This is a genomic window from Providencia sp. JGM181, assembly GCF_018257375.1.
In the GTDB taxonomy this organism is placed as follows: domain Bacteria; phylum Pseudomonadota; class Gammaproteobacteria; order Enterobacterales; family Enterobacteriaceae; genus Providencia; species Providencia lanzhouensis.
In genome coordinates this window covers 1-18,791 of sequence record NZ_JAERJY010000031.1, presented here as the reverse complement: position 1 = coordinate 18,791, position 18,791 = coordinate 1, and the positions used below count along the sequence as shown (strand labels likewise).

Annotated in this window: 18 protein-coding genes and 3 other RNA genes (1 of these 21 running past the window's edge); 13 read left to right on the top strand and 8 right to left on the bottom strand. The window is 42.9% G+C overall.

Annotated elements, in window-relative coordinates; genetic code table 11:
* From JK188_RS06485 to JK188_RS06475, 3 genes are all read left to right on the top strand, one after another.
* Positions 1–111, top strand: a non-coding RNA gene (locus tag JK188_RS06485) — RtT sRNA (it extends 9 nt beyond the left edge of the window).
* 42 nt (positions 112–153) lie between these two features.
* Positions 154–282, top strand: a non-coding RNA gene (locus tag JK188_RS06480) — RtT sRNA.
* Positions 283–324: 42 nt separating this feature from the next.
* Positions 325–459: non-coding RNA, RtT sRNA (locus JK188_RS06475), on the top strand.
* Between the two features lie 61 nt (positions 460–520).
* On the opposite strand, the gene JK188_RS06470 is transcribed toward JK188_RS06475, so the two are convergent.
* Entirely contained in the window at positions 521–1,396 is an 876-nt protein-coding gene (locus JK188_RS06470; RefSeq protein ID WP_211884941.1) for an aminoglycoside 6-adenylyltransferase, read from the bottom strand.
* A 239-nt stretch (positions 1,397–1,635) separates the two neighbouring features.
* On the opposite strand from JK188_RS06470, the gene nadA reads away from it, so the two are divergent.
* The 3 genes from nadA to aroG all read left to right on the top strand — a co-directional run bounded on the left by nadA (position 1,636) and on the right by aroG (position 4,882).
* Positions 1,636–2,676, top strand: a complete 1,041-nt coding sequence (gene nadA, locus JK188_RS06465) for a quinolinate synthase NadA (RefSeq protein WP_211884942.1) — start codon at positions 1,636–1,638, stop codon at positions 2,674–2,676.
* A 95-nt stretch (positions 2,677–2,771) separates the two neighbouring features.
* Entirely contained in the window at positions 2,772–3,494 is a 723-nt protein-coding gene (gene pnuC / locus JK188_RS06460) for a nicotinamide riboside transporter PnuC (RefSeq protein WP_211884943.1), read from the top strand.
* Between the two features lie 332 nt (positions 3,495–3,826).
* The gene (gene aroG, locus JK188_RS06455; protein ID WP_211884944.1) at positions 3,827–4,882 is read left to right on the top strand and encodes a 3-deoxy-7-phosphoheptulonate synthase AroG; all 1,056 of its coding nucleotides are present in this window, start codon (positions 3,827–3,829) and stop codon (positions 4,880–4,882) included.
* A 72-nt stretch (positions 4,883–4,954) separates the two neighbouring features.
* Here the strand turns inward: aroG and JK188_RS06450 are convergent, their stop codons facing one another.
* From JK188_RS06450 to modE, 4 genes are all read right to left on the bottom strand, one after another.
* Positions 4,955–5,695, bottom strand: coding sequence for a hypothetical protein (locus tag JK188_RS06450; RefSeq protein ID WP_211884945.1), 741 nt, complete (start codon positions 5,693–5,695; stop codon positions 4,955–4,957).
* A gap of 186 nt (positions 5,696–5,881) precedes the next feature.
* Positions 5,882–6,634: a 2,3-diphosphoglycerate-dependent phosphoglycerate mutase gene (gpmA, locus tag JK188_RS06445; protein WP_036950561.1), complete on the bottom strand. Its 753-nt coding sequence runs from the start codon at positions 6,632–6,634 to the stop codon at positions 5,882–5,884.
* A gap of 373 nt (positions 6,635–7,007) precedes the next feature.
* Positions 7,008–8,486 (bottom strand): molybdate ABC transporter ATP-binding protein ModF, encoded by a 1,479-nt coding sequence (gene modF / locus JK188_RS06440; RefSeq protein ID WP_211884946.1) that lies wholly within the window; start codon positions 8,484–8,486, stop codon positions 7,008–7,010.
* 133 nt (positions 8,487–8,619) lie between these two features.
* Positions 8,620–9,408 (bottom strand): molybdenum-dependent transcriptional regulator, encoded by a 789-nt coding sequence (gene modE / locus JK188_RS06435; RefSeq protein WP_036950555.1) that lies wholly within the window; start codon positions 9,406–9,408, stop codon positions 8,620–8,622.
* 191 nt (positions 9,409–9,599) lie between these two features.
* On the opposite strand from modE, the gene JK188_RS06430 reads away from it, so the two are divergent.
* Complete coding sequence (locus JK188_RS06430; protein ID WP_036950553.1) at positions 9,600–9,752, top strand: AcrZ family multidrug efflux pump-associated protein; 153 nt, start codon at positions 9,600–9,602, stop codon at positions 9,750–9,752.
* Positions 9,753–9,840: 88 nt separating this feature from the next.
* Here JK188_RS06430 and JK188_RS06425 read toward each other — a convergent pair whose 3' ends face one another.
* Entirely contained in the window at positions 9,841–10,872 is a 1,032-nt protein-coding gene (locus tag JK188_RS06425) for an ElaD/SseL family deubiquitinase (protein WP_211884947.1), read from the bottom strand.
* A 281-nt stretch (positions 10,873–11,153) separates the two neighbouring features.
* Between JK188_RS06425 and modA the strand changes: the two genes are divergently transcribed.
* Genes modA through modC form a run of 3 tightly spaced genes read left to right on the top strand, consistent with a single transcriptional unit; the run spans position 11,154 to position 13,711 of the window.
* Complete coding sequence (modA, locus tag JK188_RS06420; RefSeq protein ID WP_036950547.1) at positions 11,154–11,930, top strand: molybdate ABC transporter substrate-binding protein; 777 nt, start codon at positions 11,154–11,156, stop codon at positions 11,928–11,930.
* A 22-nt stretch (positions 11,931–11,952) separates the two neighbouring features.
* Positions 11,953–12,642, top strand: a complete 690-nt coding sequence (gene modB / locus JK188_RS06415; RefSeq protein WP_036950542.1) for a molybdate ABC transporter permease subunit — start codon at positions 11,953–11,955, stop codon at positions 12,640–12,642.
* 1 nt (position 12,643) lies between these two features.
* Complete coding sequence (gene modC, locus JK188_RS06410) at positions 12,644–13,711, top strand: molybdenum ABC transporter ATP-binding protein ModC (protein ID WP_036950539.1); 1,068 nt, start codon at positions 12,644–12,646, stop codon at positions 13,709–13,711.
* A 139-nt stretch (positions 13,712–13,850) separates the two neighbouring features.
* Here the strand turns inward: modC and JK188_RS06405 are convergent, their stop codons facing one another.
* On the bottom strand, positions 13,851–14,669 hold the full coding sequence (locus JK188_RS06405; protein WP_211884948.1) for a pyridoxal phosphatase: 819 nt from the start codon (positions 14,667–14,669) through the stop codon (positions 13,851–13,853).
* 212 nt (positions 14,670–14,881) lie between these two features.
* Between JK188_RS06405 and pgl the strand changes: the two genes are divergently transcribed.
* Complete coding sequence (gene pgl, locus JK188_RS06400; RefSeq protein WP_211884949.1) at positions 14,882–15,862, top strand: 6-phosphogluconolactonase; 981 nt, start codon at positions 14,882–14,884, stop codon at positions 15,860–15,862.
* A 46-nt stretch (positions 15,863–15,908) separates the two neighbouring features.
* On the opposite strand, the gene bioA is transcribed toward pgl, so the two are convergent.
* Positions 15,909–17,180 carry an adenosylmethionine--8-amino-7-oxononanoate transaminase gene (gene bioA, locus JK188_RS06395; protein WP_211886338.1) on the bottom strand — a complete coding sequence of 424 codons (1,272 nt, stop codon included), beginning with the start codon at positions 17,178–17,180 and terminating at the stop codon, positions 15,909–15,911.
* A gap of 93 nt (positions 17,181–17,273) precedes the next feature.
* Between bioA and bioB the strand changes: the two genes are divergently transcribed.
* Both bioB and JK188_RS06385 read left to right on the top strand, forming a co-directional pair.
* The gene (gene bioB, locus JK188_RS06390) at positions 17,274–18,311 is read left to right on the top strand and encodes a biotin synthase BioB (protein ID WP_211884950.1); all 1,038 of its coding nucleotides are present in this window, start codon (positions 17,274–17,276) and stop codon (positions 18,309–18,311) included.
* The coding region (locus tag JK188_RS06385; RefSeq protein ID WP_211888631.1) for an aminotransferase class I/II-fold pyridoxal phosphate-dependent enzyme at positions 18,311–18,791 on the top strand (481 nt) is incomplete at its 3' end. The genes bioB and JK188_RS06385, both read left to right, overlap by 1 nt.

Below are 18,791 nucleotides of genomic sequence, written 5' to 3'. Positions count from 1 at the left end.
AGGTGAGAAGCTGCGTTCAGGTTCGAGCCGAGCGAAGCGAGACAGCGTTGCGCTTGCCGCAACGACCCGAAGGGCGAGGGCAAAGCCCGAGTAATCCTGCACGACCCACCATCTCAAGTAAACTCCCCAATCCTAAACAACTCTGTCATTTGCATATTGTACGTTGAGTGCAGGTGAGAAGCTGCGTTCAGGTTCGAGCCGAGCGAAGCGAGACAGCGTTGCGCTTGCCGCAACGACCCGAAGGGCGAGGGCAAAGCCCGAGTAATCCTGCACGACCCACCATCTCAAGTAAACTCCCCAATCCTAAACAACTCTGTCATTTGCATATTGTACGTTGAGTGCGGGTGAGAAGCTGCGTTCAGGTTCGAGCCGAGCGAAGCGAGACAACGTTGCGCTTGCCGCAACGACCCGAAGGGCAAGGGCAAGGGCAAAGCCCGAGTAATCCTGCACGACTCTCTATGAAATCTTAAAAAAATAAACTACCCCAAAAACCAGCATTCCCTCGCCAGTCTAATACCATTTATTCCAGATTTTCAGGAATTAACCCATTATCCTTTAAAATCCCGATAACGATTTCTTGCACTTTTAAACCCACCGCTCGATTATCTTGATAACCAAACAGTTCAATGGCTTCAGTCATCGCTTCCATAAAATGGCCCATCAAGCAATGTAGAGATAATGCAGCTTTTTGCGCAGTACCACAGTCAAAAATCGTTTCAGTTGCTTGAATAACACGCTCAGGCATCCATTGCTGGTAATGTTTACCGTTATACCAAACATCATTTTGGGTATTTCCATGAGCAACAGTTTGCTCAAGTAAGCTGAGAAAAAAGCGTTTCATGTCAGCACTTCTTGACCAAGCGCTCCATAGCTCATTACGCGTTAATGCGATTGCCACTTGGTGAGCTTCAAACCAAAAATCCGTAACCAGTTCATTAAACTGATGTTCACTTAACGGTGTAGGTTTTAATACGCTAGGGTTAGGTGACGGTAGCGCATCCGTGAGCCCGGTTTTATCTAACAGCACCATGAAACCACGTGAATAAGTACTATCTAACCCTTGTTGCTGCATTTTGAGTAATCGAGAAGGTTCTGCAAATGTAAAATCCACTTTGCGCCCTTCTTCATAAATTACTAAGCAGGTGGGATCTTCTGGCTCATTTTCACCACCATTATCTAAATGTAATGCGATTAATGGATTGGCAATAAGGCTAACCCATTGCTTATCATTAAAAAGTGCAGTCACACCATGACCAATGAGTTCAATATCAATGTCTGAATAGCCATCGATGTCTAATTCTCGTCCTCTAGAGCCAGTCAGTATGACGGCTTCGATTCTAGGTTCGAGTAATGAAATAGAAATTATTTTATTTAATAGCGTTGCAGGTGATTCCATAACTAACCTATTGGAGTTAACAGAAGCCGCTAAGATACCGACAAATGAGGTGAAAAGCGAAAAACAAATCGTGAAAAAGGGCGCTACAGCAAAATCATTCGCTCATAGATGAAAAGGTTGGAGACATCTTAGCCAAATAAGCGTATCTTGTTTAGTATATAAAACAAAAATGTGCAGAATTAGGAGTTTTATGAATATTTTCAGGCATAAAATAACTTTCTGCTAAACAGAGGCAAGAAATGAGCGAGTTTATCGATTTTGACCATGCTGTTTATCCTTTTCCTCCTAAACCAGCACCGTTAAATACCGATCAGAAAGCGTTTTACCGTGAGCGCATTAAGCAATTATTGGTCGAAAAAAATGCGGTGATTGTCGCGCATTACTATACCGATCCTGAAATACAAGCATTAGCGGAAGAAACTGGCGGCTGTGTTGCTGATTCTCTTGAAATGGCGCGTTTTGGCGCTCGACATGATGCATCAACCCTGGTTGTTGCTGGCGTACGATTTATGGGGGAAACAGCCAAAATCCTAAGCCCAGAAAAAAATGTCTTGATGCCAACACTCGACGCACAATGCTCGCTGGATATTGGCTGCCCAGACGAAGAATTTGCCCGCTTCTGTGATGCTCACCCAGACAGAACTGTGGTGGTGTATGCGAACACGTCAGCCGCGGTAAAGGCCCGTGCAGATTGGGTCGTGACATCCAGTATTGCGGTGGAGTTGATTGAACACTTAGATAGCCTCGGAGAAAAGATTATTTGGGCGCCGGATAAGCACTTAGGGCGCTATGTTCAACAACAAACTGGCGCGGATATTCTTTGTTGGCAAGGGGCTTGTATCGTTCACGATGAATTTAAGACCCAATCATTAGAGAAAATGAAAGCCATGTATCCTGAAGCGGCGGTATTGGTTCATCCTGAATCGCCTCAGGCGGTTGTAGATTTAGCGGATGCTGTTGGTTCAACGAGCCAACTGATTAAAGCTGCACAAACTTTACCTAACCCATCCATGATAGTGGCGACCGATAAAGGTATTTTTTATAAAATGCAGCAAGCATGTCCAGATAAGTCACTGTATATCGCTCCAACGGCAGGTGAGGGGGCGACATGCCGGACTTGTGCTCATTGTCCTTGGATGGCGATGAATGGCTTACAGGCAATTACAGAGGCCTTAGAAGGCAATGGTATCGAGCATCAAATTCATGTAGATGCACAGTTGCGTGAAAAAGCCCTATTACCATTGGATAAAATGTTAAAGTTTGCAGAAAGTCTAAAATAACAACCAAAAATGTTCGGTTTAATTTCAAATAAGTTAACCGTGTGATATTGATGAGCAATGCTATTTTAACGATGAATGATAAATAGGATTTAAAAATGGAGTTTTTTAGCACCGCAAATACGTTAGTGCAGATCCCTGTATGGGGAACTGTTTATGACCTTTCGTATATTGAAGCTGTTGGCACAATAGCGGGTTTATTGTGCATTCTATTGGCAAGCTTTGAAAAAACTATCAACTACTTATTTGGTCTCATTAACGTGACCTTATTCGCAGTGATTTTTTTCCAAATTCAGTTATACGCTAATTTGCTTTTACAGGTATTTTTCTTCGGTGCCAATATTTATGGTTGGTATGCGTGGAGTCGCGTATCAAACTCTCAAGAAGCTGAGTTGAAAATCCGTTGGTTAAGTCTTCCTAAAGCGTTAACAACGCTGGTTATTTCAGTTTTAGCTATTATTTTCCTTACCTTTAATATTGATGCGGTATTTGGGCGCCTTGCAACTTGGGCTGTTGAATTATTAAACCTCTTTGGTGCTAATTTAACTTTACCAACAATAGACCCAGATGCTTTCCCATTCTGGGATTCCACAATGACCGTGTTATCTGTGGTTGCGATGATTTTAATGACTCGTAAGTATGTAGAAAACTGGTTGCTCTGGGTTGTGATTAACGTTATTAGCATTGTGATTTTCTTTATCCAAGGCGTTTATGCAATGTCACTGGAATATTTAATTCTGCTTGGCATCGCATTGAATGGTTCTCGGTTGTGGATCAAATCCGCGAAAGAAAATGGCTCAACGGCGTTATCTCGTGATTAAGTCTCTTGTTGAGTTAGTAACTCAGTAGGAAAAAATGCAAAAAACGGCTAAAGTAACATCATCGTTATTTGGCCGTTTCTTTATATTTTTACTCTGTATTATCCCTCTATTGTTTAGCTATTGTGCTAGATATCACAGTTTCACCTCATTTTATAATCAGAAGCGGAATAATGAGTGATTATCTCGCCATTTTGGCTGTTTACAGATGGCTAGGGAACAGTTAGATTGAAAATTCGATACCTGTCGCATTTTAAGTTAATTGTTAGCTATTGAGACTCAAAAAGGTATGTAACTCAACTTTAGGAAAAATAATAAACATTGGATATGCCAGTATGAACTATCAGAACGATGACGTCAGAGTAAAACAAATAAAAGAATTATTACCCCCTATTGCACTGCTTGAAAAATTTCCAGCAACCGATAAAGCGGCGTTTACCGTTCATGAAGCTCGTCATGCTATTCACAATATCCTAGTAGGGGAAGATGACCGTCTAGTCGTTGTCATTGGTCCATGTTCTATTCACGATACAAAAGCGGCTTTGGAATATGCTGAGCGCTTGAAAAAACTTCGTGAAGAGTTAAAAGGTTCTTTAGAAATTGTGATGCGTGTTTATTTTGAAAAACCGCGTACTACCGTTGGTTGGAAAGGATTAATTAACGATCCACATATGGATCACAGCTTTGATATTAACGAAGGATTACGTATCGCGCGCGAGCTGCTGCTAACGATCAATGACCAAGGCTTACCAACGGCGGGTGAATTCCTCGATGTGATCAGCCCACAATATGTGGCGGATTTAATGAGCTGGGGTGCCATTGGTGCGCGTACCACTGAATCACAAATCCACCGTGAATTAGCTTCCGGCTTATCTTGTCCTGTAGGGTTTAAAAACGGAACTGATGGCACAATTAAAATTGCGATTGATGCTATTAATTCAGCGCGCTCGGCGCACAGTTTCTTATCGGTCACTAAATGGGGCCATTCAGCGATTGTGAATACAAGCGGAAACCCTGACTGCCATATTATTTTACGTGGTGGCAAAACGCCCAATTACAGCGCTGAACATGTTAAAGACGTGCGTGAAGGGTTAACGAATGCAGGGCTTATCCCAAGCATTATGATCGACTTTAGTCATGCGAACAGCAGCAAGAAATTTGAAAAACAGATGGAAGTTGCCACGGATGTTAGCGCCCAGCTTAGCAATGGCGATCGCTCAATTACGGGGGTGATGATCGAAAGCCACCTAGTTGAAGGTAACCAGAATTTAGAATCTGGTGAGCCTTTGGTTTACGGTAAGAGTGTCACTGATGCGTGTATTGGTTGGGATGATACGGAAAAAGTATTGCGTCAGTTATCCGATGCGGTGATTGCTCGTCGTCAAAAGTAATCAACAAATTACGCACTTAATAGCATGAATGAAAAAGCCAGTTCGTTGTTCTCGGAACTGGCTTTTTTGTGACTATTTTTGCACTCGGCTTAATAATTTTTCAATATTTGCCTGATCTTCAGGAGTCATATTGGCAGGATTAGCAGAGAGCTGAATATCTGAACCGTCTACTTTAGCAGTGAAAAATAATTTTCCTTTCTCACTTTTTACGTAGAACACATCTTTGAGTGGAATACGGTAACAATAAGCAAAGATATTTGGGCGAATATAAAAATGTGTATCTTTGATAGCCAAATAGGTAGTGCTACTCGCTTTTTTACCAAAGAAACCTAAGAAAACGGCCAGTACGAATAAAAACATACCTAGGCTTTGGCTTAATACAATCAACACAATACCTAAAATCGCAATTGGGAATACCATCATTGTATTGATGCGTTTATTCATCGGGATGCTGACATCGAAAGGCACATTAATAGTGGTATCAAATGGCGTGAGTTGGTGGTAACGCCAGCGAATGGCAGAAAAAACCATCCCCATCGCAAACACAATAGTAATTGGCATGAGCGCTACGCTACTGACCACGGCAAGAACAATGGCGAATGTAGGTTTATAATTGAGTACCATCATGCTGACAATTTGCAGTGGAAAACTGACACACGCAATAATCATCAATGTTTTCATCAGCTCAGGGTTTGCGCTACCCGCAGGTCCTTCAAGAGTCATTTCCCCGGTTTGTAACATATACAGTAGCGCACCTAAAATACTGGCGCTGAGGATCAACCCTACCCAGACATATAGATTAAACTTATTCATTTTCTTGATTTATCAACCTTTCAGTGAATTTTTCCCTATGATAGTCGGTTATCGGTGTTTTCGACACTCCGAGGTGATGGATTTTATAATCAAATATCAAAAAGAGAGAAAAAGACCCATAAAAAAGGGCTAAGCCATCGGCTTAACCCTCAATTCAATCCATTAGGTATGGAGAGAAGTCAGTAATTACTTCGCTTTACCTTGGTTTGCAACCGCAGCTTGTTTTGCTGCGATTTCGTCTTGGTTACCCAGATAGTAGCGCTTGATTGGTTTCATGTTCTCATCGAACTCATAAACCAGTGGCACTGCTGTTGGGATGTTCAGGTTCAGAATTTCTTCTTCACCCATGTTGTCCAAGTATTTAACCAGAGCCCGCAGTGAGTTACCGTGAGCGGCAATGATCACTTTCTCACCTTTTTCAACACGTGGCTTAATCACTTCTTCCCAATAAGGAACAACACGGTCGATAGTGGTTGCTAAGCTTTCAGTCACTGGTAATTCAGATGGTTTTAAGTTTGCGTAACGTGGGTCGTGACCAGGGAAACGCTCATCATCTTTAGTCAGGTCTGGTGGAGTAATTGCAAAACCGCGACGCCACAGTTTCACTTGCTCATCACCGTATTTAGCAGCGGTTTCTGATTTGTCTAAGCCTTGCAGTGCACCGTAATGACGCTCGTTTAATTTCCAGCTTTTTTCAACTGGCAGCCATTGCTGTTCAACTTGATCCAGAATGTTCCATAAGGTGTGGATGGCACGTTTTAGAACGGAAGTATAAGCGAAATCAAAAACAAAACCTTCTTTTTTCAGCAGTTGACCTGCATTTTTGGCTTCTTCACGACCTTTCTCTGACAGTTCTACATCAGTCCAACCGGTGAAGCGGTTTTCTTTGTTCCACTCACTCTCACCGTGTCTTACTAAAACCAGTTTAGTTACAGCCATAGCTAAAACTCCTATCAGTACATTCAAATTAGAAATGAATTATTGCTGACCTACATTATAGGGATAGTCGTCCCGAACGCTAGTGACAACATGACGTTTTCTCAGTTTTAAGTCAAAAAAATCAATAATATCTAAGGATTAGTGATTTTAATTTCACTTAAGGTTAGGCGAAACGATTTAGTCTATTAGGTGTTTTAGCACCGTGTCACTGGCTCTGTAAATCAGAAGGTATGCCATAGATTTAACCCTAAGTGAATCGATACAGCAAGTGAAAAATTCAATAATAATATGTGCTGGATTAATTTATTGGGAAATTTGATAAGGGGTAATAAATGATGCTGGTAAGTAAATACTTACCAGCAAGATAGCAAGGTTATAATTCTGAGACAATTTCAATATCGTAGCGGTATTTATCCCCATCAGGGACAAACTTCAGGCGATGGGTAATGCACGATGGGGCATCTTCTTGGTGATGTGAAACAAACAATAGCTGAGTATTTCCTCGGCTAAGCATAATATCGATAAAACGTAATACCAGCAGGCGATTTAGCCCATCAAGCCCTTGAAGAGGTTCATCCAAAATAAGCATGGTAGGGTGTTTAACCAAAGCGCGAGCAATCAGAATTAATCGCTGTTGACCCCACGATAAGCTATGAAATGGTTGTTGAGCCGTTTGTGGTGCAAATCCAAGCAGTGCTAGCCATTCATAAGCTAACTGAACTTGGCGGTCTGAAGGTGTTTGATACAGACCGATGGAGTCATGGAAACCGGAAATAATTACGTTGAGTACACTGGTTGCCACACGATACTCTTGATGAATACTGTTACTGACATAGCCAATATGGCGCTTAATATCCCAAATCGTTTCTCCGCTGCCGCGACGGCGTCCAAACAAGGTTAAATCATTACTATAACCTTGAGGATGGTCACCAGTGATCAGGCTTAACAATGTGGATTTACCCGCACCATTTTCACCAATAATCTGCCAATGTTCTCCGGGATTAACTTGCCAATTCAGCTCATGTAAAATGGGTTTATCGTTGTAGCTAACGACACCATTGTTTAAAACAATACGTGGTGCCTCTGTATCTAGAGCCTCTTCAATCGTGGGATCTTCTTGTTCAGGAATAGTGAGTTGCTTGATTTTTTCACTGTGTTGTAGCTGGTGGATTAGGGTGTTAGCAAGCACTGACTCTCTATCTCCACTTAGAGTGAGTTTACAGTCAGCGACAACACCAATGTGCTCAACAAAATCGGGAATCTCATCAAATCGATTGAGAACTAATACCAAAGTGAGACCTTTATCATGCAGACTAAATAGCAGCTCGCTAAGATTGCTTCGTGAATAGATATCTAAGCCATCAAAAGGTTCATCGAGGATCAGTAAGTCTGGAGAGCTCATCAAAGTTTGGCACAGTAAGACTTTGCGAGTTTCCCCGGTAGACAGATATTTAAAGCGGCGTGATAGCAAGTCGCTGATGCCAAATTTAGCCGCAAGCTCTAAGCACAGTTCATTATCTTTATGATGAAGTTGAATAATTTCTGCGGCAGTAAAACCTGTATCTTCTTCATCGTCACTGAGTAAGTCGGTGTTGTTACGTTGCCACTCTTCTGCAATGATTTTTTGTAGCTGCTCAAAAGAGAGGCGGATAGGGGACTTGAAGCCGCTTTGGGTGATTCCGGAAAGAGATTGCAATTCTCCGGAGAGTACGCGTGCTAGCGATGATTTTCCGCTACCATTGGCACCAATAAAAGCCCAGCTTTCACCCGAATGAATTTCGAGATGAGGAATATCAAGCGTTTGGGTCTCGCTCAGCTTAAAGCACCCATTTTGTATTGTTATCGAGCTCATTTAGCTTCCTTATCATTGACCTGCCTGCTACCACAAATAATCAGGTTTACAGGTAAAGTCAATAAGCCAACATGAGGGGAAGCTAAAAAATAGTGAATCAGGGGTAATATTAGGGGCGTTAACCCCTAAAAATCTAACAAAGCGTAGCGATAATCACTTGGTCAGCATTAAATAGCGCTGTAATTGGGTCGTTAATCGCCAGTTTTAACGCATCAACTTCTTGATTTGATAAGGTAGAGCAGAGTGTTTCTCCACCCGTTAAAGCGACAAGGATCTCGCTGTTTTCAGGGCCTCTTTCCAGGGTTGAAACGGTGCCTGCCAGTTGATTATCAAAATGGGTTTCGCTTGGTTGTTTGGTCAATTTGACCCACGGCGCTTTAATCAGAGCGAGGACTTCTTTCCCTTCAACTAAGCCAAGGCGGTTAGCGCTGGACTCGGTTAGTGCGGCATTAATGACAGTTTTCTTGTCGGCCAGTTTCACTTGAACATGCTGTAAAACATGGTTGTGATCTCGAGCAATCAGAGTACCGAAAAATTGGTTTCGGGCACTGGTTTGCAATGAAAAGCGAGAGATTGCAGCGAGTAAACTATCAAGGGGAAGGCTATCATCTTTGAGCACATCAAAGGCTTTTTGTTGAATTTGCCCCAGTAAATCATAGAGCTGGATTAATCTTTCTCCATACTGGGTGAGAGTGGTTCCGCCGCCACCTTTGCCTCCGGTCGATCTATCCAGCAGAATATCATCGGTAAGTTGATTCATTTCATTGATGGCATCCCACGCACTTTTATAGCTGATCCCAGCAAGTTTAGCGCCTTGGCTAATCGATCCTGTCGCTTTTATCTGCTTTAATAGGGCAATTCGGCGAGGGTCGGCAAATAAACTTCCCTGTAGCTTCAATGTAAGTAAGATTTCGGCCTGCATTGTTTAAGATCTCCCTGCTAGGATTGTGGCGGCAAAGGCAAAAAGCACATTTAGTATGTTGCTAGTATAATAATTTGTCTAAAATAGTATGCAATATAATGCTATTGTGCGTTATTATTTTTGTTATATTGATTTTTCCCTCGTCAGCGTATCAGAATGCTGGTGAGCACAGTATCACTGAAGAGGCTTAGATGTTAGAACTTATCAAAAGTTTGGGCTTTGCCCTATTAATGGTTCCGGTTGTAATGGTATTGATCATGGGTCTGATCTATGGCTTAGGTTCATTCTTTAACCTATTGTCTAAAGCCCATGTTCCGCATCACCATAATACTGAAAATAAGTAATACATAGCGAGCTTAGCTCGAATTAATCCTAGCCCCTTGGTTGTGTATGCAGCCAAGGGGCTTTTCGTTTTAGGAAAGCGCTTTAAGATTAATAATGTTGAGCATCGTAATAGTTTGAAAACAGTTCCCTGCGGTTCTGAATATTAAATTGCTGCTGTTCTTCAATGGATTTTTCTGGGAAATTTTTGTGGAATGTTTTGAGGATCTCTCTTGGATCTTGTTGTGTGTTCTCAGTTAATTTTTTGATTGCTTCAAGAACAAATAGCCCACAACCATTTGGCACGTATTGTTGAATATTCCCTTCAATAAAGATCATATTATCGCCAGCCCCAACAACTTGAGCGGCATCCATGAGCTGTTCACGAGTTTCTGGCGCCAGTGCAGTGAATGAATTGAATACCATACTATCGGTTTTCTGTGTCAATGGGTCTCGATAAAGTGCAAGCAAAATCCAATGTTCGTGGACATTGACGGGAAATAATTCAAGTTGACTCAATCCCTGCGCATTTTTCTCTTTTTGCTTAATATTGTCCTTCAAAAAATCGAACCCACTTAGAGTAAGAGGCATTGAGCTATTGATGGTTATATCTGATGGTAAAGCGTTGAAGGCTTTATTTGCGGAATCAATTTCATCGCTGGTGACCATTCTATTTGTATCCCAAATTGTTGATTCAGTTTTATCATCGTTGAATAACAAGGTGCTCAACCCAATCTTATCCATGAGATTCTTTATGGATGAACCAATAATATAGAGGAGCTTGGAGGGAGCTTTTAGTTTTGAATCGTCAAAGTGGTTTGCGAGTTTTTTGTCGGTATATAGTTGGTATAACGCTTTACTGGTTTTCTGGATTTCCTTATCAATTCCTTTTTTTGCTGGCTGTTTACCACTGAATAAATCGAATAGGATATTTTCGGCTTTTTTTCCTGAAGGGTCTTGGCGTAGGGCAATATTGTGCAATAACTCAATGCTGTTTAAATTTCCATTTCCTGCCTGTTTTTCCAACGCATCCAATGTTTCTGGGTTAATCTCTTTATCAAATAATTGATTAAATTGTTCGGTCGTTAATCCGCTTATGTAATTACTTTGGGCTGGAGCACGTACTATCTGTGGGGGAATCATACCTTTTCCTTTTTTCATGACGCATGGCAAAAAAATTGAATTAAACATTCAAATGTAAATGATTTGTGCCGATAAAATTACAAAGGAAATATATTTAAGGCTATATAAAAGCGATGATGCTCAGACCCAAAAATCCTACAGTGTAATGAGCATGATAAGTATCCCATTGAGAAAAAGTGGATGAGTTCTTGAGCTAGCACACTTTTATGCATTGTTTGACTTTAAGTTAACGCTGTATCTTGATATATATAGCGTGTTAAATAATACAATGGTGGATTAACATGAAAAAAGGTTTGATATCTCTGGTTGCGGGTGCCACGTTAACACTGACTATGGCAGGTAATAGCTTCGCGGCTGAAAAAATTACCGTATTTGCGGCGGCATCACTGACTAACGCACTGAATGAAATTTCAGAGCAATATAAGAAAGAAACGAATGTTGAAGTAGTGGCTTCTTATGCATCTTCTTCAACGCTGGCTCGCCAAATTGAGCAAGGTGCACCCGCAAACATGTTTATCTCTGCTGACCAGCAGTGGATGGACTTTGCGATTGATAAAAATCTAATGGTTAAAGACACCCGTTATACTTTATTAGGTAACGAGTTAGTGTTGATTGCACCTAAAGATTCAAAAATCGATAAAGTGGAAATTAACAAACAGACAGATTGGAAAAAACTGTTAGATGGCGGCCGCTTAGCAGTCGGCGACCCTGACCACGTTCCTGTTGGGATCTATGCTAAAGAAGCATTAACCTATTTAGGGGCTTGGGAAACGGTTGACCCATTATTAGCGCGTACAAACAACGTACGTAGCGGCATGGCACTCGTTGAACGCCAAGAAGCACCATTAGGTATTGTGTACGGTTCTGATGCTGTTGCAAGCCAAAAAGTAAAAGTAGTGGGTATTTTCCCTGCAGACACTCATAAACCTGTTGAATATCCAATGGGAATTGTGAAAGATCAGGATAATAAAGCGACCCGTGATTACTATGAATACCTGAAAACCCCAGCGGCTTCAGAAATATTCAAGCGTTACGGCTTCACTCCAAATCAAAAATAATTAAGAGATCATATCGTTGCAGATGTTAAGTCCTTATGAATGGGAAGCGATTTACCTCAGTTTAAAAGTTTCCAGCGTAGCGGTGCTATTTAGCTTACCGTTTGGCATTTTGATGGCTTGGGTATTAGTCCGCTGCCATTTTCCTGGCAAAACATTGCTCGACAGTATTATCCACTTACCACTGGTGCTACCGCCAGTGGTAGTGGGGTATTTGCTACTCGTCAGTATGGGTAAGCGAGGATTTATTGGCGAATGGCTGTATGACTGGTTTGGTTTCAGTTTTACATTCAGTTGGCGGGGTGCGGCATTAGCATCGGCGGTGGTCGCATTTCCATTAATGGTGAGAGCGATACGCTTAGCGCTAGAAGCTGTAGATAAAAAGCTGGAACAAGCTGCACGAACCCTTGGCGCGAGCCCATTAAGAGTTTTTTTCACGATCACCATTCCATTATCGTTACCGGGAATTATCGTCGGTACGGTTTTAGCTTTTGCACGTTCTCTTGGCGAATTTGGGGCAACTATTACGTTTGTGTCTAATATTCCAGGGGAAACTCAGACAATCCCACTCGCTATGTATACATTGATAGAAACGCCGGGAGCAGAAACTGATGCGGCGCGTCTGTGTATTATTGCGATTGTCTTAGCATTAATTTCATTGTTAATTTCAGAATGGCTGACCCGTTGGGGCAAGAAGCGTCTGGGGGTAGCCTAATATGTTAGAACTAAATTTTGCGCAAAAATTGGGTGACTTACAAATGGAAGTGAATACCCAGCTACCTACTGAAAGCATCACGGCAGTTTTTGGATTATCAGGTGCGGGAAAAACATCACTAATCAACGTGATAGGCGGGTTAACTAAGCCAAATAAAGGACGCATCGTTCTCAATGGACGCACGCTGGTGGATATCGAAAAAGGGATCTGCTTGCCTCCTGAGAAACGTCATATTGGCTATGTTTTCCAAGACGCTCGGTTATTTCCCCACTACCGCGTAAAAAGCAATTTACGCTACGGTATGGCGCCGCAAATGAAAGAGCGATTCGACGATATCGTTGAATTGTTGGGGATTGAAAAATTACTAAATCGCTTCCCAATGACCCTATCCGGGGGGGAAAAACAGCGGGTGGCGATTGGGCGCGCATTATTAACAGCGCCTGAAATTCTGTTAATGGACGAGCCATTAGCTTCTCTTGATCTTCCACGCAAGCGTGAATTATTGCCTTACTTAGAAAAGCTTTCCCAAGACGTTAAAATCCCAATTTTGTATGTCAGTCATAGCCTCGATGAAATTCTACGTTTGGCGGATAAAGTTATCGTCATGGCGCAAGGTAAAGTGAAGGCGTTTGGTCCTCTAGAAGAGGTATGGGCAAGTAGTGCATTACGTCCTTGGTTACAGCAAGAAACGTTGAGTAGTGTGCTGAGTGTGGAGGTGCATAGCCAGCACCCTGATTATCAAATGACGGCGGTGATGGTGGGTAATCAAAAATTGTGGATCCCTCGCGTAGATGTAGATAAAAACAGTGCGTTGCGATTACGTATTGATGCATCTGATGTCTCTTTAGTGCTTGAAAAACCTTCAGTGAGCAGTATCCGTAATATTCTTTCTGCGGAAGTAGTGGAATGGATAGAGGATGGCGAGCAAGTGGATGTGAAGTTAGATTTGGGGGATGAGCACTATTTATGGGCAAGGATCACGCGCTGGGCTAGGGATGAACTTTCGATTCGTAAAGGGCGGAAGGTGTTTGCGCAGGTTAAGTCGGCATCTCTTTCTAAAACGTTCTAAAGGCTCGTCGTTCTTCACACCACAGCGTTGTTGACTTCATTAACTCACCCTAGTCATATACTTGTGTATGCTCCTAGGGATGAGTGAATTTGTCGCCTAGCTGCAATGCAAATAACTTAGAGCCTTGCACTGAGTTGTTTTACAAAACGTATTTACGGATCACTTCGGCGATACCCGGTTCGGTATTAACACGAGTCACTAACTTGGCTTGCTGCTTGATTTCATCAACGGCGTTACCCATAGCAACTCCTAAACCTGCTGTGGTTAGCATACTTAAATCATTGAAATTATCGCCGAAAGCAACCACATCATTCATGCTCATGCCTTGGGATTCAACCCACTCTTTCAGGCGCTGGCCTTTGCTATTACCTTTGCGACCCACATCCACCTGATCTTCCCACGACCATTCGCAATCCAAGTCTAATTCTGACTCAATTTCACGAACAACATCGTGCAGGCGTTGATGGTCTGGTGAGGTGACGGCAAATTTCCAAATATACTCATACTGATTGAGCGCATGAGCGAAATCTTCGATAAATTCGAAAGTTGGGCGCTGGTGTTGAGGTAAAGATTGCGCCCAATTTAATGTACGCGCCACACCTTCAGTTTTCGTGTGATACAGCATTGCGTTATCAACATACATTAAATGCTGAATATTGGAGCCACGCAGTTTTTCAATCAGTAAGGCGGCAGAATCGACCGTCATTGGGTTCGACTCTAAGACTTTTTTACCTAAATAGTCATACAGATAGGTACCGTTACAGCAAATTGCAGGGGTATCTAAGTCAAGTGTCTGATAAAACGGATGAATAGCCACATGGTGACGACCTGTCACAATGATGACTTTGACCCCTTGTCGACGGGCTTCATTCAGAGCTTCTAAAGATTCGGGCAGAATTTTTTTCTGGTGATCAAGTAGCGTTCCATCGAGATCGAGGGCAATAACACGGTATGACATAAACGACTCCATATAATTTTTTCGGATTCATTTTAGGGCTTTATGATAACTGAAGTTGATTAGTGTTTATACACTAAACTGTGCTGCGAAGGTTTTTAGTGGTTATTGGGTTTTTAACCGTAATTTGGTTTTTTAGCGGCAATTTGATTTTTTTTCGGTATAGTCACTCAATTATTTCATTCGATGATTTTACTATCAATCAAGGAGTCAGGATGGATCAGGTTGTTTATGTTGCCAGCCCAGAAACCCAACAAATTCACGTTTGGGCGATGAATCAAGTGGGTGAACTTTCACTACTGCAAACCGTGAGTACACCGGGGCAAGTGCAGCCAATGGTGGTGAGCCACGATAAAAAGCATCTGTATATCGGGGTCGGCCCTCACCTGAGTGTTGTGACCTATGATATTGAACCTCAAGGTACATTACGTTTTAAAGCGCAAACCAGCGTATCAGGAAAACCTGTGCATTTATCGCTGGATAATAGCGGTAAATTTTTGTTTGTTCCTTCTTACCACCAGCACAATTTAGCGGTATTACCGATTGGTAGTGACGGCATTGCAGGATCACCCATTCAAGTTATCGAAGGATTACGCCACCCGCATTCATCCCATATGGACGCTGATAATCAGCAGTTGTGGGTGCCATGTTTAGGCGAAGATCATATTCGTTTATTTGATCTGGCAAACAATGGTTATTTAACCGAAGCTACAGCGGATCAAATTACAACGGCACCAAAAGCAGGTCCTCGCCATTTAGCGCTACACCCTCAAGAAAAAGTGATTTACTGCTTAAATGAACTGGATTCCACGATCAATGTTTATCATAAATTTACGCGTTACCGTGAAATGCAGAATGTAGCATTGTATCCTGAGGGGAATCAGAGCCAGCGTTGGGCGGCGGATATTCATATCACGCCAAATGGTCGTTATTTATATGCGAGTGAACGTTCAGAGAGTTACTTAGCTCACTATCAAGTTTCTGAGAATGGTTGCGAGTTAAGTTTAGTTGGACGCTACCCAACGCAAGCGCAGCCTCGTGGTTTTAACATTGACCCATCAGGGCGTTTCTTGGTGTCAAGCGGACAAAAATCCGATCATATTTCCGTGTCAGAGATTGACTCTATCACTGGAAAATTAACTGAATTAGCGCGTTATAAAGCCTCTGCGGGCTGTATGTGGGTGACATTCCGTTAACGGTTGAGCAAATGTCGCTGAGCAGATAGTTCAGCGACATTTTACGTTAAGCGGCGAGCACTTTTTCCATTGCTTGAGTTATTTTGCTCAGTTGTTCTGGGGTAATAATATATGGCGGCATCACATAAATAAGCTTACCAAATGGGCGTACCCATACCCCTTCAGCCACAAAAACTTTCTGCAATTCGGCCGTATTGACCGGCTGCTTCATCTCAATCACACCAATAGTGCCTAACACCCGAGCATCCTGAACACTTGAATAACGGGCAAGGGGAAGTAACTCCGTTCTCAGTTGCTGTTCAATGTTGGCAACAGTTTCTTGCCATGGGCTTTCTAGCAATAATTTCAAACTGGCATTGGCAACGGCGCAGGCCAATGGATTTCCCATAAAGGTTGGCCCGTGCATAAAGCAGCCTGCTTCTCCATTACTGATGGTTTCCGCGACATGGCGAGTAGCAATGGTGGCCGAGAGGGTCATATAACCCCCCGTCAAACCTTTACCTAGGCACATGATATCAGGTGAAATTTCCGCATGCTGGCAAGCAAATAACTTTCCGGTACGGCCAAACCCTGTGGCGATTTCATCCGCAATGAGCAGTAATCCGTAACGGTCACAAAGCTCACGAACGCCTTTGAGGTAATTAGGATGATAAAAACGCATTCCTCCCGCACCTTGAACGATAGGTTCGAGGATGATCGCGGCAATATCTTGATGATTCTCGGCAAGTTGGCGTTTGAGTGGCTGAAGATCACTTTCATTCCATTCATCATGGAAACCACTCTGAGGCGCGTCGACAAAAATATGGGGCGGTAAATAACCTTTGTATAAACCGTGCATGGAGTTGTCAGGATCACACACCGCCATCGCACCAAAAGTATCGCCGTGATAACCATGACGTAAAGTGAGAATTCGCTGGCGCTTTTCACCGCGAGCTTGCCAGTATTGCAGCGCCATTTTTAAGGAAACTTCTACGGCGACTGAACCAGAATCCGCAAGAAAAACACACTCGAGTGGCTCTGGGGTGATGGCAACCAGTTGTTTGCATAATGCAATGGCGGGTGGATGGGTAATGCCCCCGAACATCACGTGAGACATTTTCGCTAGTTGGTCGGTGACCGCTTGATTGAGTACTGGGTGATTATAGCCATGAATGGTTGCCCACCACGATGACATCCCGTCAATCAGTCTTCTACCATCTTCCATAATCAGCTCCGCACCTTCTGCTGCAACGATTGGATAGGCAGGAATAGGGTGACTCATTGAGGTGTAAGGATGCCAAATGTGCTTGGCATCAAAAGCAATATCGCAACTGTCCATCATTATCTTTCGTCAACTTTTTTTAGATCATTTAGTTGACATGATAATCGCAATATTTAAACTGGCAACAACTTTTTCAACTGGAGAGTTCCCGTGAGCCAACTAAAACAGTGGACAATAAAACAAGCTAACGAACTGTTTTCAATGCCGTTTTTCGAATTACTATTTCAAGCACAGCAAGTACATCGCCAACATTTTGACCCGCAACAAGTGCAAGTGAGCACCTTGCTGTCTATCAAAACCGGGGCATGTCCTGAAGATTGTAAGTATTGCGCTCAGAGTGCGCGGTATAAAACGGGCTTGGAAACTGAGCGCTTGATGGAAGTCCAGCAAGTGGTTGAATCGGCGAAAAAAGCTAAAAATGCCGGTTCTACGCGTTTCTGTATGGGGGCAGCATGGCGTAACCCGAAAGAGCGCGATATGCCTTACCTTGAAATGATGGTCAAGGAAGTGAAAGCGTTAGGCATGGAAACGTGCATGACGCTGGGAATGATTGATGATTCGCAAGCGGGTCGCTTAGCGGACGCGGGTCTGGATTACTATAACCATAACCTTGATACTTCACCGGAATATTACGGCAATATTATCACCACGCGAACTTACCAAGACCGTTTAGATACGCTGGATAATGTGCGTAATGCGGGAATTAAAGTTTGCTCGGGTGGAATTTTGGGGTTAGGTGAAAAAGTCAGTGACCGTGCGGCATTACTCGTGCAGCTGGCTAACTTACCAAAACCACCAGAGAGCGTGCCTATCAATATGTTGATGAAGGTTGAAGGCACTCCAATGGCTGATAATGAAGATGTCGATCCATTTGATTTTATTCGTACCATTGCAGTGGCGCGGATCATGATGCCAAGCTCCTATGTGCGTTTATCCGCAGGTCGCGAACATATGAACGAGCAAACTCAAGCGTTGTGCTTTATGGCGGGTGCGAACTCTGTTTTCTATGGCTGCAAACTGTTAACCACGCCAAACCCTGATGAAAACAAAGATATTGCGCTGTTTAAAAAGCTGAATATCAACCCTGAACGTATCGAAATGGAAGACGGGGAAGATCTACAAGCAGCGAAACTGGCAGAAACACTGTTAACCGCTGACAATCCGCAATTCTATAATGCGGCAGTCTGATGGGTTGGACATCGTTTATCGATAGCCAATTGCAGAAGCGTAAAGACGCTTCTGCATGGCGTGAGCGCAGATGTATTGAAAAAAGCTCTGGTCGGGAACTCCATTTTCAAGGCAAAAGCTACCTGAATTTTTCGTCGAATGATTATTTAGGGCTGAGCCAACATCCTGAAATTATCCGTGCTTGGCAGCAAGGTGCGCAAGAGTATGGAGTAGGAAGTGGCGGCTCTGGACATATCACGGGGTTCACTCACGCTCATTACCAAGCGGAGCAGAAGCTGGCGGATTGGTTGGGTTATCCACGTGCCATTTTGTTTATCTCTGGCTTTGCTGCTAACCATGCCTTGATCACCGCATTAATGACGGCGGAAGACCGTATTCTGGCTGATAAACTCAGCCATGCTTCTTTGTTAGAAGGGGCAATGCATTCCCAAGCCCAGTTACGGCGCTTTAGTCACAATAGCGTTGATTCCTTAGAGAAAT

What these genes read in the sequence shown, in the direction of transcription:
- modC (WP_036950539.1), top strand. Translation starts at nt 12,644, where the DNA reads ATGTTAGAACTAAATTTTGCGCAAAAATTGGGTGACTTACAAATGGAA.
- JK188_RS06405 (WP_211884948.1), bottom strand. Translation starts at nt 14,669, where the DNA reads ATGTCATACCGTGTTATTGCCCTCGATCTCGATGGAACGCTACTTGAT.
- pgl (WP_211884949.1), top strand. Translation starts at nt 14,882, where the DNA reads ATGGATCAGGTTGTTTATGTTGCCAGCCCAGAAACCCAACAAATTCAC.
- modF (WP_211884946.1), bottom strand. Translation starts at nt 8,486, where the DNA reads ATGAGCTCGATAACAATACAAAATGGGTGCTTTAAGCTGAGCGAGACC.
- gpmA (WP_036950561.1), bottom strand. Translation starts at nt 6,634, where the DNA reads ATGGCTGTAACTAAACTGGTTTTAGTAAGACACGGTGAGAGTGAGTGG.
- modE (WP_036950555.1), bottom strand. Translation starts at nt 9,408, where the DNA reads ATGCAGGCCGAAATCTTACTTACATTGAAGCTACAGGGAAGTTTATTT.
- bioA (WP_211886338.1), bottom strand. Translation starts at nt 17,180, where the DNA reads ATGGACAGTTGCGATATTGCTTTTGATGCCAAGCACATTTGGCATCCT.
- modA (WP_036950547.1), top strand. Translation starts at nt 11,154, where the DNA reads ATGAAAAAAGGTTTGATATCTCTGGTTGCGGGTGCCACGTTAACACTG.
- JK188_RS06425 (WP_211884947.1), bottom strand. Translation starts at nt 10,872, where the DNA reads ATGATTCCCCCACAGATAGTACGTGCTCCAGCCCAAAGTAATTACATA.
- JK188_RS06450 (WP_211884945.1), bottom strand. Translation starts at nt 5,695, where the DNA reads ATGAATAAGTTTAATCTATATGTCTGGGTAGGGTTGATCCTCAGCGCC.
- modB (WP_036950542.1), top strand. Translation starts at nt 11,953, where the DNA reads ATGTTAAGTCCTTATGAATGGGAAGCGATTTACCTCAGTTTAAAAGTT.
- JK188_RS06470 (WP_211884941.1), bottom strand. Translation starts at nt 1,396, where the DNA reads ATGGAATCACCTGCAACGCTATTAAATAAAATAATTTCTATTTCATTA.
- pnuC (WP_211884943.1), top strand. Translation starts at nt 2,772, where the DNA reads ATGGAGTTTTTTAGCACCGCAAATACGTTAGTGCAGATCCCTGTATGG.
- aroG (WP_211884944.1), top strand. Translation starts at nt 3,827, where the DNA reads ATGAACTATCAGAACGATGACGTCAGAGTAAAACAAATAAAAGAATTA.
- JK188_RS06430 (WP_036950553.1), top strand. Translation starts at nt 9,600, where the DNA reads ATGTTAGAACTTATCAAAAGTTTGGGCTTTGCCCTATTAATGGTTCCG.
- nadA (WP_211884942.1), top strand. Translation starts at nt 1,636, where the DNA reads ATGAGCGAGTTTATCGATTTTGACCATGCTGTTTATCCTTTTCCTCCT.